Raw genomic sequence first — 13815 nt, 5'->3', positions numbered from 1 at the left:
AAATTTAACAAAATCGTCATTTCAAGGTAGTTTTGTTGCTCTAATTATAATAAAAATGGAATAAATATGCGCCTGACCTCCCTCGCGTTACTGCTTTCTAGCGTATTTGCTAGCAGTTTTTACAGTGCGTCTACCGTGGCTAGCGTGCCTACTGCCGCAGAGTTAACGGCTGCAGTAGAAAGTAAGGTAATTGCATGGCGCCGCGATCTTCACCAACATCCTGAATTATCTAACCGAGAGTTTCGTACCAGCAAGGTGATTGAAAAACACCTTAAGTCCTTGGGGCTTGAAGTGCAAACGGGCATTGCCCATACCGGCGTAGTGGCGATACTTAAAGGCGGCAAGCCTGGGCCATTAATTGGTTTACGTGCCGACATGGATGCGTTGCCAGTAACAGAAGGGGTTGATTTACCTTTTGCCTCTAAAGTAACTGACACTTATCGCGGCCAAAAAGTAGGGGTAATGCACGCGTGCGGCCATGATACGCATGTTGCCATGCTGATGGGCGTGGCTGAAAACCTCGTTAACGTAAAAGACAGCCTGGCAGGGGATGTGATGTTTATCTTTCAGCCAGCCGAGGAAGGCGCACCAGAAGGTGAGCAAGGCGGTGCAGAGTTAATGCTACAACAAGGCTTGTTTGCTAAACGTATGCCAGACCAAGTGTTTGGTATGCATGTCACATCAAGCATGCCGTCTGGCGTAATTGGCTTGCGATCGGGTCCCGCTATGGCGAGTGAAGACTCATTTACGATTAAGGTTACCGGCAAGCAAACTCATGGCTCGCGTCCTTGGAGTGGTGTTGATCCTATTGTGGCCTCAGCGCAAATTATTACCAGTGTGCAAACCATTATTAGTCGCCAAGTTGATATTACTAAAGCCCCTGCCGTGGTGAGTTTCGGGGCCATTAATGGTGGCATTCGATCGAATATTATTCCTGACGAAGTTGAGTTGATCGGCACTATCCGTACTTTCGATCAAGATATGCGTGCTGACATTAAAGTCAAATTAGCTGAAATAGCCACCAATGCTGCGAAAACATTGGGGGCAACCGCGGTAACGGAGATCCAACCCGGTTACCCTGTGACGGTGAATAATCCACAACTTGTGAGTAAAATGCGCCCAGTCATTGCCTCTGTAGTAGGTGACAATATGTTAATTGAGCCAGGGTTAATGACGGGCGCAGAAGACTTTTCGTATTATGCGCAGCAAACTGCAGGAATGTTTTTTTTCTTAGGGGTTACGCCGGCAGATCAAGATATGAGTCAAGTTGCTAGCAACCATTCTCCGGCATTCTATGTCGATGAAAGTGCGTTAAAAGTGGGCGTGCAAACCATGACCCAAATTGCCTTAACGGCATTAAGTGCGGCACAATAATTCTATTTAATAAACCATTTTAATAAACCATTGGACGATAGCTCAAAAGGAGCAAGATATGACCCGCAAGATAATGGCGTTGTTGATGACAATAGGGGTACTGAGTGCCCCTAACGTGTCAGCGACACAAGCCGAAGACATTAATAGCTTTACCTTGGAAAATGGCATGAAGATTATGGTGTTAGAGGATAGCTCTATCCCAAATGCCAATATGTACATTTTTTGGAAAGTCGGTTCACGCAATGAAGTCCCTGGCATTACCGGTATTTCACATTTTTTTGAACACATGATGTTTAACGGTTCTAAAAAGTTTGGCCCAAAAATGTTTGATCGCACCATGGAAGCTGCTGGTGGTGCTAACAATGCTTATACCAGCGAAGACTTAACGGTTTACACCGATTGGTTTCCTGCTAACGGTTTAGAAACCATTTTTGATTTAGAAGCTGATCGCATTGCCAACTTAGACATTAATCCAGAAATGGTCGAAAGCGAACGTGGCGTAGTGCAGTCTGAGCGTACTACAGGGCTTGAAAACTCCAACTGGCGTACGATTCAAGAAGCGCTTAAAAGTGTCGCCTTTGCGGCGCATCCATATAGCTGGTCGGTGATTGGTTATGAGTCGGACATTGCCGCTTGGACATTAGAAGATTTACAGCAATATCATAAAACCTATTATGCCCCTAACAATGCGTTAGTGGTGATTACCGGTGATGTAAAGTTAGCTGAAGTGAAAGCTTTAGCTAATCAGTATTTTGCGCCAATTCCTGCCCAAGCCCCGCCTAAAGCAGTGCGTACGATTGAGCCACCGCAAAATGGTGAACGCCGAGTTTTTGTGAAAAAAGAGTCGGTGAGCACTCCTAATATTATGTTGGCTTATCATGTACCTGCCACTAGCCATGCTGATTACTATGCATTGGACTTATTATCGTCAATGTTAAGTCAAGGCAATAGCTCGCGCTTTTATCAGGCGTTAGTTGATAAGCAATTAGCGGTAGCGGCCGAAACCTATATGCCGATGTCGTTCGACCCTAATTTATTTTATATTTTGGGTGTAGCAAATGCGGGCGTGAGCGCCGAAACCTTAGAGCAAGCATTAATTGAGCAAATTAATCTTATTGCTACTCAAGGCGTTACTCAGCAAGAGCTTGAAAAAGTTAAAAATATTAAGCTGATGGATTTTTACCGCACTATGGAAACCATTAACGGTAAAGCCAATACCTTAGGTACATACGAGCTGTATTTTGGCGACTATGCAAAACTATTTAATGCTCCAGATGCGTATAACCAAGTGACACCTGCAGACATTCAGCGTGTAGCACAAACCTATTTAATTAAAGCGAATCGAACTGTCGGTGTGCTCGCTGCGACTGAGGAGTCTGATAAATGAAAACCATCACTCACACACGGATGACAATATCGTTATCGGCTATCGCATTAGCCTGTAGTTTAAGCATAAGTGGTTGTGCCACTTCGCAGAAAACCAGCGTCGATACCGTTGCTGCTAGCCCCGGTCTTGTCACGGCTAGTTTTACGATGCCAAGCTATCAATCGGTTACCCTAGACAACGGCTTAAACGTTAATTTAATGGTGCAAAAAGAAGTGCCATTAGTGACTATTGATGCCGTGGTTAGAGCGGGTGCAGTGAATGATGTGACCTCTGGTATGGCTTACATTACCTCACAAAGTTTAATGCTGGGTGCTGCGGGTCAATCTAAGGCCGATATTGAGCAGCAGTTAGACTTTATGGGTGCCAGTATTGATACCAATGCTGATCTCGAAGGCAGTTATATTCGTGCCAATATGATGAGCAAAGATGTTGATACCGTGCTCAATATTTTTAGCCATATATTGCGCCAACCAGATTTCGATAGCGCTGAATTTGATAAGCTAAAGCAGCGCGAAACAGTCGGTTTGTCGCAGCAAAAAGAAAGCCCTCGGGCCGTGATTGGGCGCTACTTTAATAAGCTCGTTTTTGGTACGCATCCGTATGCTAATCCGGTATCGGGCAATAGTGATACCATTGCTAAGCTGTCTGTTGAAGAGCTACGCGCTTTTCATAAAGGCTATTATCAGCCAAGTAACATGACCATTAACGTGGTGGGCGACTTTGATGTAGCCGACATGACTGCAAAGCTTAATAAAGCCTTTGGTGATTGGCAGACCTCGGAAACTGTGGTGCAACCAGATTTAAGCCAAAACTTACCGACATTAACCCAACCGCATGTATTGTTGGTCGACAAGCCTGATGCGATTGAAACCACCTTTTTAATCGGTGGTGTGGGTATTCGTTACGACAACCCTGATTATGTAGGTTTAACCGTTGTTAACACCATTTTAGGTGGTCGTTTTACTTCATGGTTAAATGATGAATTACGCGTTAATGCTGGTTTAACTTACGGTGCCCGTTCGGGTTTTAGCCCTTATGCGCAATCTGGAGTATTCCAAATCAGTACTTTTACTAAGTCATCGACAACTAAAGAAGCCATTGATTTAGCCTTAAAAACCTATGCTCGTTTATGGGAGAAGGGCATTGATCAAACCACTTTAGATTCTGCTAAAGCCTATGTAAAAGGTCAATTTCCACCTAAGTACGAGACCAGTGGCCAGTTAGCCGGTTTACTATCTGACATGTATTTGTATGGCTTTAATGATGATTTTATTAATCAATTTCAAGCTAAAGTGGATGGACTTACCCTTGCAGAAACTCAACGTTTGATTAAGCAATATTTCCCACAACAAAACTTACAGTTTGTGTTGATTGGTAATGCTGAAAAAATTGCTGATATTGCGGCGCAGTACGGTGAAGTGACTAAAGTTGATATAACAGCGACGGGTTTTGGTCAGTAGTTAATCGGCTAGTCGATTAGTGAGTACCTAGTACCGTATGATGGCTCACATAAGTGGGCCATTTTTTATGGCTAGAGACTTTGATTAGATACTTTGGTTAGATATAGTCGTCAGATACGTTAATGAGACATTGTGATGTGATTCAATTAGGTTGAGAAGCCAAGATAGCTGCTGACAGGATTGCCAATACAGGGCCTGGTTATTGGTTGAGTGTAAAAGTTTATGTTGATAAGAGGATGATTAATGATACAACAATCTCGCTCAATACTACTGTTATCGTTGCTATTGTTAGTGGTGCATTCAACCTCAGCTTATGCTGCCAGAGTGACGCTAGATACATTTTGTAGCCAATTAGTTGGTGAGTGGCATGGCAGTGCAGCCAATCCTAATGTGGTGCCTAAAAAGGTGAGTACTTCGGTAATGTGCTCGGCAGATAAACGTAATTTATACATTAGTGTTAGCCGTGGTAGCCGTTTTTCAAACAGTGAAACCTGGTGGTTTAGGCAACAACAAGAACATATTTTACTGTTGTATGCCAATGGCGTTACCGACGATATATCGCAACAGTTAACACTATATGAGCAAGCGGGTAGTTATTCATTTTTAGGCAAAGGTGAAATCAATCAGCGTCCGGCGCTAGTACAATTACAATTTGATCCGGTTACACGAAACGACGATTCAATAGCAGAAGAGTGGCAGTGGCAGCAAAGTGCACATTATTTAGATGACGACAGTGATCAATATCAGGTCATTAGAGCCATTAGCTTGCTTAAAACGTCGACAGCAGTCACTCCGCCGACTGAATAAAACCGCATTTCAACACACTGGTAGTCATTTAACGATAAAACAAGTAAGCGGCAAACAGTGCCCAACTCAAGAGTAATAAGCCTACCAACGACCACGTTAGCGCGTTAAGTCGACTTTCTGACTCAGTGTCAGAGGTCTCTACATCACCATTGTCGTTAGCTAGTGCGACATTTTTGTTTTTTTGCTGCTGTTTACGGGCTTTATCACGTTCACGTGCTTTTACCTTTTCACGTTTTTTGTATTCAGCAATCCCTTTCTCAACTCCAGCGGCAATTAACTTGGTTTGTTCTTTAACTTGTCCTGGTTTTTGGGTCGCTTTGGCAATGGCTAAAGCATCGTGTTGAGTTTCGGGAGATAGCGTTTTTTTCATTATTCTGCGCCTGCAAAACCGAGTTGGCGCCATGCTTCATAACTAATAATGGCGACTGAATTAGATAGATTCAAACTACGGCTATTGGCAGTCATTGGGATACGTAATCGCTGCGCCAGTGGCGTAGCATCAATAATATCCATTGGTAACCCACGAGTTTCAGGACCAAATAACAACACATCATTTTCTTGAAAAGCAATTTGAGTATGAGGACGGCTGCCTTTAGTGGTGCAGGCAATAATTCGTTTTCCTGCCATGGCCTCTAAAAAATCAGCATAGTTTTTATGGCGAGTGACACTGGTCAGGTCCGAATAATCAAGACCCGCGCGACGGAGTTTCTTTTCTTCGAGATCAAAACCTAACGGCTCAATCAAATGTAACTGTGAGCCATTGTTGGCGCATAGACGAATGATATTTCCAGTATTTGGAGCGATTTCGGGTTCATAAAGGGCAATATGAAACATAGCAACCTTAGGTACGAAGCATAAAAAGAGTGAAAAATTATACCTTAAGCAAGGTTTGACTGCGAGGCGTTATCAACACAGATTTTATCAAAATGGGTGATATAGCACGGATGACCATCGCGCAGAGATTAATGCGAAACATTAACCTGCTTATGGTGTTGCAGCATAAGCTTTAGATAATGTTCGCCCCCGTCTCGGGGTCGCGTGATTGTGCTGCCTGTTGGCGTATATCATCGGTATCGCTACTAATGTCATCACTGGCACCATTATGAGCCTCATCCATTGACTGTTGCGCTTTTTTATTCTGTTGTTGACGAGCTTGTTGAATGCTTTGCTCTGTGCTTTGTGGTGTGATGTGTTTAGTGCTTAACAGCGAGTCATCGTGCAGATGTTCGCTTGGAACTAACTGCAAGCCTTGGGGGAAAATACGCTCGCGAGCATCGTCTGGCATGCTGATCTCATTTGCTTCATAAGCGCGCACCAGCATACGCATTAGAATTGAAGCGACTTTTGGCACACTGTGAGTTTCGGCATTAACCCAAAAATACACTTGCAGGTTAATAGTGGACGAGCCAAGATTTTTTATCAGCACCTGTGGCTCGGGATCTGCAAGTACGCCGTGGTGAGCATTCATGATCTCCATAGCGATGTCCTGAGCCTTACGTACACCAGCATCGTAGCCAATACCAATCACAAAGTGCCCTCGCATTCTCGGATTTGCGGTCAGGTTTTTAATCACGTTTTTATAAATAGTCGCATTAGGGATTTGGATATGGTTACCATCGTAGTCGACTAACGTGGTGGCCCTTGCGGTGACTTTTTTTACCACGCCTAAATGGCCTTCGACAGCGATGACATCACCTAATTTAAACGGGCGCTGGACACTGAGCAGTAAGCTGGAAATAAAATTCTCGGCGATGTCTTTAAAGGCAAAACCTAAAATAAGTCCTATAACACCTGTACTACTAATGATAGCGACCGCAAACTGCGTTAAGCCCGCGAGGCGCAAAAATATATACAGACCCAACAATATAATCAACACACTGAAGCTACGTTGCATCACTAAACGAATTAGTTCACTTTGTGTCACCCATGTTAAAGGACGTATAAGTAAGCGAGCTAAAGGATGGGAAAGCCAAAACAGCACTAAAAATATTGCCAGCCCTAGGGCTAAGTTGGGCAAGTATTGTAAGGTTTTAGTCCAAAACTGCTGTGCATCATGTTGTAGGGGAGCTAAAGATAACGGCTCCATAGCGTGTAATTGAATATTATCAACAACGTCAGTAACGCCTGGTAAAATAGCTATGGTGTTAATGATGCGCTGTTTACTCTCCAGTTCTGTAATAGTACCGGTTAGTTTGACCACCGAACCGTTGATTTCAACCTTGAGTTCACTGCTTGGATCGTTGATTTTAATCAGTTGCTGCACAGTATCTGTAGAGGGTGCTGCTTGAGCATAATTGGGCGTAATGCCAGTTAAGCAAGTAAGCATAGTGACGAGACTCAACAACAGAATCCATCGATTCAATCGAGGCTGTAAAGCTTGGTTGTTGTCATTCACACTGTGTAAAAAAAATCGACAAATCATAAAATTATCCGCTAGGTAACCGAGCCAGTCGTTTTTATATGTTAGCAAATAATCCATAAAGGCACCAAAAATAGCCAGCATAATCTTGTGTGGCTAGTAGACTCACCTAGTCAGTAGTCTTAGGTTGATTATGGTCTTATGGTCACGCTAATGGGTGGTCTATTGAAGGCAGTGCTGGCTAAAGGTGGTTAATCAGTTTATATATGCGGTTTTATTGTGGCTTAGCACCTATTTAATTTAAGAGACATAGTAGTAGCACTGGAAAATATTGGTCCAGTAATTGCTTTGTACTTTATGAAAGTCAGTTTATACCAGTAGAGGTTGCGACAAGCCTCGTCACATTGGAAATGGAGAATATCATGGATTTATTACGTATTTTAATTGCAATATTACTGCCGCCTCTTGGGGTTTTTCTACAAGTCGGGCTCAGTAAAACCTTATTATTAAATATAATTTTAACCCTGCTAGGCTACATTCCTGGAATAGTGCACGCGGTATGGGTAATTGCTAAGCGATAGATTATGGAACGCAAGATGATTGCTGATGAAGCGGTGCAATACCGCTTTTATCATCGGAAAATTTTGCCATTAAGACGTAACTTTTACCTAACACTCAGCTAATATTTACCTAACGTTTACTTATTAATGACAGGTTTAGTGGTGATTTTTATACAAGGAAAATCCAACGTTAGAGACTTATAGAAACTAAAGTAGCAGCGGTTGTACTGTCAAAGCGGCAACGTTGTTAGGTTATTACCTCAGTTTACGCCTTTAAGATAAAAGTGGATAAAATACGGTTTCCCTAACCCTGCCTAGCTTGCCGGTAAGCTGATACTGAGTTTAAGACCTTGGCGTTGTCCCGTTGTGCTTAGAATATTTTCTACCACTATGCTGCCTTGGTGCAACGTTATTGCTGCTTGGGTAATTGCTAGCCCTAAACCCCACCCGCCACTTTGTCTGTCTCTAGCCGTATCTGGGCGATAGAAAGGTTTAAAAATGGCTTCAAGCTCTTTTGGATCAATCCCTGGGCCGTCATCTTCCACGGTAATGAGTATCTGTTTTCCAGTTTGGATAGCACTGATGGTTATCTTGCTATTGGCATAGTAGATTGCATTACGCAGCAGGTTTTCGATGGCGCGAGACAGTGTCTTTGGGTGTTGCGGTAGTTGTAGCGCCTCTGGTATATCAATCTGTAACAGTTTTCCTTGCTGCTCTGCTTCAAATTCGGCGTCATCTAACACTTGGCTTAATGATTCAGCCAATTCGAGTACTAGTTTGTTTTCATGGCTGGCTAAACTTACTCGAGATAGAGTAAGTAACTCACTTATTAGCGCTTCAAGTTGTAAGGCTTCATAACCGATACGCTCGAGCTCTTCACTTTGCTGCCCTTTTTTACGGCCCAAAGCTAAGGCTAATTGCAACCTAGTGAGTGGTGTGCGCAGTTCATGAGAAATATCGCCCATTAATCGTTGCTGGTTGTTGATCATCGCCTGAACTGCATCGGCCATACTGTTAAAAGCTTGCGCTAATTGACCCATTTCGTCACGACGACTTGCTGTGGCAGCATCGACCCGGTTAGATAAATCCCCTTTAGCCAGTGCATTAGCACTGTACTTTAGCGATCGTAGTGCTTTACCTAAATACCAAGCCAACAAACCACATAATAGCCCCGATAATAAAATGGCTAAGCCTGCTGTGAGTAATTTATTGTCGGCAAAAAAGAAAAACCACGGCCGAGGATGATTATCGGGGAAGCGGCCAAATAATTGATAAGGTTTGCCGTTAACCACAAAAGAATAGGGGCCGAAAATAAGTTCGTCTCTAAATTGATGGCTGATCGGATGGTCTGCTTCTTCAGCCATGAGTTGAAAGCGTCTAAATCCGCGTGAGACCCGTTTGGTATTTAATACTTGGCCTTCGCCGTCGGTTAAATATAAACGCAATGGTCCAGTATTATGGTTTCTATTACCTTCTTTATTGCGACTACGGTGCAGACGTTGAAGGTTTTTACCTCCGAGTAATTGAGGTTGCTGTTGTATACGTTTAGCAACGCTTTTTAGCACTCGCTCAAGACTCGGAGGTAAAGGTGAGCGATCATGATTTTGTTGCAGTAGTGGTAGTAACGATACCAGAGCAATAATCAACGAACTGCATAGCCAAAAGCCCAGCAATAATTTAAAAAATAGTCGATTAAATGGATTGTTTTTCAACATTAAGGTATCCAAATATAACCTTTGCCGCGCAGGGTTTTGACGCGTGGGCGGCCGTCTTGGCGCTCTGGTAGTTTTTTACGTAAGTTAGACAAATGCATATCTATGCTGCGGTCAAATGGCATTAGCTTTTTACCTAATACGTTTTCACTTAACGACTCTTTGGTGATCAGTTCGCCGGATTTCTCAACTAAATTAAACAACAGTGAAAACTCGGTGCCAGTGAGGATGATTAGTTGCTCATTGCAATAGGTTTCTTGGCGGGTAGGGTCGAGGCGTAAGTCACCAAACTGCATCATTTCATTGGAGAGACTATCTTGCTGAGTTGTTTGTGCTCGGCGTAATATGGCCCTAATTCGTGCCACTAACTCGCGGTCATTAAACGGTTTTGGTAAGTAGTCATCAGCGCCGATTTCAAGGCCGACAACGCGATCTATTTCATCACCGCGAGCGGTTAGCATTAATACTGGGGTTTGTTTGCGTTGCCTTAAAGCCCGCAATACTTCAAAGCCATTAAGTTTAGGCAGCATAACGTCGAGGAGGATTAAATCGAAGTCTTGCTGTTGCGCCATCATTAGCCCTTGCTCACCATCATAAGCTTGGCTTAAGGCAAACCCTTCCAACTCAAGTAATTGGCTGAGTAGATCGGATAAACCAATATCATCGTCGATAAGTAAAATGCGATTCATAACTGTCCTCTGGCACAAAGAAAATCTGTATGTTGAAGCTAACATACAGATTTTTCGATCAATTAAGCTTATCTCATGCCAAGATTAAATCATATCAACATTGCACAGTTTTACATTTACCCTGCTTTATTTTGTACTATATAGCGTTTAATTCTGGCAATAATAAAGGTCAGTACAATTGACCCGAGGATTAAGCCGACCGAAAAGACCGCATTTTGCAGAGCATTGGGATTAAACACTAACATGCTGCCTAAACCTAACATCATTATTCCTGACATTAGTTTGAGGACTTCACCTTCTTTTTCGGTGAGTTTGCGTTTGCCTAATGTCATCGAGAATACAATTACAATGGCAGCAAGCGGGATAACATAAACTACATTATAAGCGATTAAATACAGGTAACGTTGCATGGTATCGAGATCTGATAATGACAACACCGAGGTGTAAATCATTGGAAAACCTGCAGTGCACAATAGCTCATAGGTGTTGGCTAAGATAGCCAGAATGGTTGAGCCTAAAATCATGGTTGGCAACGAGCTGGCTTTAGATAACTTACCCATACGCTTAATCAGCGAGCCACGATTTTCGACCGACATTGATAGACTGACATCGCCGCGGCCGTAAAAGTAATCTTTTATATTCACTATCGCGGCTATTAATGCCAATACGCCGGCACAAGTAATAATGATACCACCATCACCGCCGCCAAGTAGCTGGAATAAGTTGAGCCAGGCGCTCATAAACACAAAGTAAATAAAGCCGGAGAAAAATACAAAAATCCCGCCAACCAGCAGCATACGTTTGCGGCTGCCAGCATTAACCATAATGCTCAGTAAAAACAGTAACACGAAAAAGGCGCAAGGATTAAAAGCATCAACGCCGGCTAATACTATGGTGAGTACTGGCAATGACATTTCTTCAGGGTGTACTGCGCCAATTAATGGAATATCGACAGGCTGTACGGTTGGTGCTGGGGCGATGTCACTGGCTTGGTCAAATGACATACCACAAGAACCCTCGGCTTGTGGATCGTCACTAGTGTCACTACAGGTTTCAAACAATGGCGTATTCTCAACGGGCGTCGCCCCTAGAAAATCATCGAGTTTATCGCCAATATCAGCTTTACCACCTTGACGTTGGTAGCAGTTAACTAAGCGCTCTAGGATAAAACGGCCTGTAACATTATGGCTGTTATAGCCCACAACGGCTTCGCCACAAATGGCGAAGTAGGGTACGGATTTAGGTTCGACACCCGTTTTTTTGCCCATTTGCATGAGTTTATCGACGTTGCCGGGTTCGTTAATGGCGTAGTCGTGTAGCTCTATCCAGTCAAAGCGTTCGCCTAGAGCATCAATAAACGGATGTGCTTCACGGCAATGAGGGCAGGTTTTAGACCAAAAAAAATGCAGCTTAACAACTGGCTGCTCATTTTGTTGGCTATACCAAAGTGAGTCGTCTGCTGACGTTGCGGTATTGGCTATTGAGCTGGGGGCTAATATCAATACAAAAAGAAGTAACAACAGCTGGCTAATCAATCGGTTCATAATCTATTCCACTAAAGCGTTAATGATTAGATTTTATGCCCTTATCGGATGACTGAAAGGATCAAGTCTGAATTACGTTAACTGGCTCTCATTACAACGGTTTTTATGATTCAATATGCTAACTCGATCATGAATTACTGGAGCTAAAGTGCTATGAAAAATGCTCTTTACATAGGTTTACGCTGTCTTAACCCTTATTGACATTGCATTAGGTAAACTGAGTATCAATCTGCAGAGGCAGGAAAAATCTCATTCATACCAAGGAACTTAACAATGAAAACATCATCAATCATCAAAACGAGTTTAGTTGCCTTAGTGGCAAGTTCAGCATTATTAGCGGGTCAGTTATATGCAGCTGATACTACGGACAGCACTGTAAAAACTGAACAAGTTGCTCCTAAAGGAGACCGACATCATGGTCATCAGGGCGGCATGCATAAAATGCTGCGTAAACTTGATTTAACTGACGCTCAAAAAGTACAAGTGAAAGCGATATTCGACAAATATAAAGCTAACCGCCCAGAGCGACCAACAAAAGAGCAGCGCGCTGAGCACCGTGCAGAAATGCTAGCGTTAATCACTACTGCGGGTTTTGATGAAGCTAAAGCCACTGAAATAGCTGAAGCCAAGCAACAAATGCATTTACAAAAAATGCTAACTCATATGAAAATGCAAAACGAAATTTATCAACTATTGACGCCTGAACAGCAACAAACGTTTCAAGATAAATTTAACTCAGGCAAAGGTCATAAATCGCGTCGTTAATAAATTGTTGTTACCACTTTAGATAAGATGAAATAAAGCCATTACCTTTGGGTAATGGCTTTTTGTTTATGCAAGTTTGCTAATGGTCACACTTTGCATAATACGAACGGGTACTTTAGTAAATGTTATCCTAATTAAGTAATGAACTTGCTATAGTAAGAGTTGGTAAATCATCAGTAAAAAGAGCCGATAATTCCTCTATGAGTACATCTTCTGAATATGACTTTTGGGTCAAATTAGCTAGCCGCGCATCAGTTGCTACTGCGCTGTGCCTTATTGTGATTAAGTTAATTGCTTGGTTGTATTCGGGGTCGGCCAGTATGTTGGGCTCATTAACCGATTCATTTGCAGATGCACTTGCATCGATAGTTAATTTTATTGCGATTCGATATGCCATTGTGCCTGCAGATAAAGACCATCGTTATGGCCATGGTAAAGCTGAGCCGTTAGCAACGTTAGCTCAAGCTGCGTTTATTTTAGGTTCGGCATCATTGTTATTATTGTACGGTGGTGAAAGATTAATTAATCCTGTACCTGTGACCAATGCGGTTAGCGGGATTGTGGTGTCTATTATTGCGATAGTACTGACATTTGCACTCGTTTTGCTGCAACGACATGCGTTGAAAAAAACCAATAGTTCTTTGGTTGAAGCCGATTCATTGCATTATAAATCTGACTTACTCCTTAATGCTGCCGTGCTGCTAGCCTTAGTATTAGCGCAATATGGTTGGTGGTGGGCTGATGGTCTGTTTGCCGTATTTATCGCATTATTTATTGGCAATCAAGCGTTTGGTTTAGGTTATCGTTCAATTCAAAGCTTGCTTGATCGTGAATTAGACAACGAGACTCGTGACAAGATTAAAGCCTTGGCCAAGCAAGACCCTCGGGTTCAAGGTATTCACGATTTACGTACTCGCCAAGCAGGTAAAACAACATTTATTCAATTACATATGGAATTAGCCGGTGACTTGTCTTTGCATGATGCTCATGAAATAGCAGATAAAGCAGGCTTGACGATTAAAGCGGCGTTTGATGATGCTGAAGTCATTATTCACCAGGACCCGGTGTGATAGGGATGAGTGGGGATGAAAAATGTCAGCTCAGTAATGCGTGCGTTTAAGCTGGCACAGATTAGATATCGAGATTAAAATCCCAGAG

General features: G+C 42.8%; 13 protein-coding genes. 7 read left to right on the top strand and 6 right to left on the bottom strand.

The window, feature by feature from the left end; genetic code table 11:
• Positions 1-66: 66 nt before the first annotated feature.
• The 4 genes from EGC82_RS20950 (at position 67) to EGC82_RS20935 (ending at position 5028) form a co-directional block, all read left to right on the top strand.
• Positions 67-1374 (top strand): amidohydrolase, encoded by a 1308-nt coding sequence (locus EGC82_RS20950; RefSeq protein ID WP_124732473.1) that lies wholly within the window; start codon positions 67-69, stop codon positions 1372-1374.
• 73 nt (positions 1375-1447) lie between these two features.
• On the top strand, positions 1448-2761 hold the full coding sequence (locus EGC82_RS20945) for a M16 family metallopeptidase (protein WP_415837560.1): 1314 nt from the start codon (positions 1448-1450) through the stop codon (positions 2759-2761).
• Positions 2758-4221 (top strand): M16 family metallopeptidase, encoded by a 1464-nt coding sequence (locus EGC82_RS20940; RefSeq protein ID WP_124732471.1) that lies wholly within the window; start codon positions 2758-2760, stop codon positions 4219-4221. The genes EGC82_RS20945 and EGC82_RS20940 overlap by 4 nt, the downstream gene beginning before the upstream one ends.
• Before the next feature lie 243 nt (positions 4222-4464).
• Positions 4465-5028: a hypothetical protein gene (locus EGC82_RS20935; protein ID WP_124732470.1), complete on the top strand. Its 564-nt coding sequence runs from the start codon at positions 4465-4467 to the stop codon at positions 5026-5028.
• Positions 5029-5056: 28 nt separating this feature from the next.
• On the opposite strand, the gene EGC82_RS20930 is transcribed toward EGC82_RS20935, so the two are convergent.
• The 3 genes from EGC82_RS20930 to EGC82_RS20920 form a co-directional block, all read right to left on the bottom strand.
• Positions 5057-5398 (bottom strand): DUF2956 domain-containing protein, encoded by a 342-nt coding sequence (locus EGC82_RS20930; RefSeq protein WP_124732469.1) that lies wholly within the window; start codon positions 5396-5398, stop codon positions 5057-5059.
• The gene (trmL, locus tag EGC82_RS20925) at positions 5398-5862 is read right to left on the bottom strand and encodes a tRNA (uridine(34)/cytosine(34)/5-carboxymethylaminomethyluridine(34)-2'-O)-methyltransferase TrmL (RefSeq protein WP_124732468.1); all 465 of its coding nucleotides are present in this window, start codon (positions 5860-5862) and stop codon (positions 5398-5400) included. Before trmL ends, EGC82_RS20930 begins: the two co-directional genes overlap by 1 nt.
• 172 nt (positions 5863-6034) lie before the next feature.
• Positions 6035-7450: a mechanosensitive ion channel family protein gene (locus EGC82_RS20920; protein ID WP_124732467.1), complete on the bottom strand. Its 1416-nt coding sequence runs from the start codon at positions 7448-7450 to the stop codon at positions 6035-6037.
• Positions 7451-7809: 359 nt separating this feature from the next.
• Here EGC82_RS20920 and EGC82_RS20915 point away from each other — a divergent pair, with 359 nt between their 5' ends.
• The gene (locus EGC82_RS20915) at positions 7810-7968 is read left to right on the top strand and encodes a YqaE/Pmp3 family membrane protein (protein ID WP_011635799.1); all 159 of its coding nucleotides are present in this window, start codon (positions 7810-7812) and stop codon (positions 7966-7968) included.
• A gap of 293 nt (positions 7969-8261) precedes the next feature.
• Here the strand turns inward: EGC82_RS20915 and EGC82_RS20910 are convergent, their stop codons facing one another.
• The 3 genes from EGC82_RS20910 to EGC82_RS20900 all read right to left on the bottom strand — a co-directional run bounded on the left by EGC82_RS20910 (position 8262) and on the right by EGC82_RS20900 (position 11892).
• Positions 8262-9662: an ATP-binding protein gene (locus EGC82_RS20910; RefSeq protein ID WP_124732466.1), complete on the bottom strand. Its 1401-nt coding sequence runs from the start codon at positions 9660-9662 to the stop codon at positions 8262-8264.
• Positions 9662-10348 carry a response regulator gene (locus EGC82_RS20905; RefSeq protein ID WP_124732465.1) on the bottom strand — a complete coding sequence of 229 codons (687 nt, stop codon included), beginning with the start codon at positions 10346-10348 and terminating at the stop codon, positions 9662-9664. The genes EGC82_RS20910 and EGC82_RS20905 overlap by 1 nt, the downstream gene beginning before the upstream one ends.
• Positions 10349-10464: 116 nt before the next feature.
• Complete coding sequence (locus tag EGC82_RS20900) at positions 10465-11892, bottom strand: cytochrome C biosynthesis protein (RefSeq protein ID WP_124732464.1); 1428 nt, start codon at positions 11890-11892, stop codon at positions 10465-10467.
• A 273-nt stretch (positions 11893-12165) separates the two neighbouring features.
• Between EGC82_RS20900 and EGC82_RS20895 the strand changes: the two genes are divergently transcribed.
• Both EGC82_RS20895 and fieF read left to right on the top strand, forming a co-directional pair.
• Positions 12166-12657 carry a Spy/CpxP family protein refolding chaperone gene (locus tag EGC82_RS20895; RefSeq protein WP_124732463.1) on the top strand — a complete coding sequence of 164 codons (492 nt, stop codon included), beginning with the start codon at positions 12166-12168 and terminating at the stop codon, positions 12655-12657.
• 200 nt (positions 12658-12857) lie between these two features.
• Complete coding sequence (gene fieF / locus EGC82_RS20890) at positions 12858-13727, top strand: cation efflux pump FieF (RefSeq protein WP_124732462.1); 870 nt, start codon at positions 12858-12860, stop codon at positions 13725-13727.
• The last annotated feature ends 88 nt before the right edge of the window (positions 13728-13815 follow it).

The sequence above is a fragment of the Shewanella livingstonensis genome (assembly GCF_003855395.1).
GTDB classification, from domain to species: Bacteria; Pseudomonadota; Gammaproteobacteria; order Enterobacterales; family Shewanellaceae; genus Shewanella; species Shewanella livingstonensis.
Note: the sequence above shows the minus strand (reverse complement) of the source record. Positions and strands in the feature narration are given on the sequence as shown.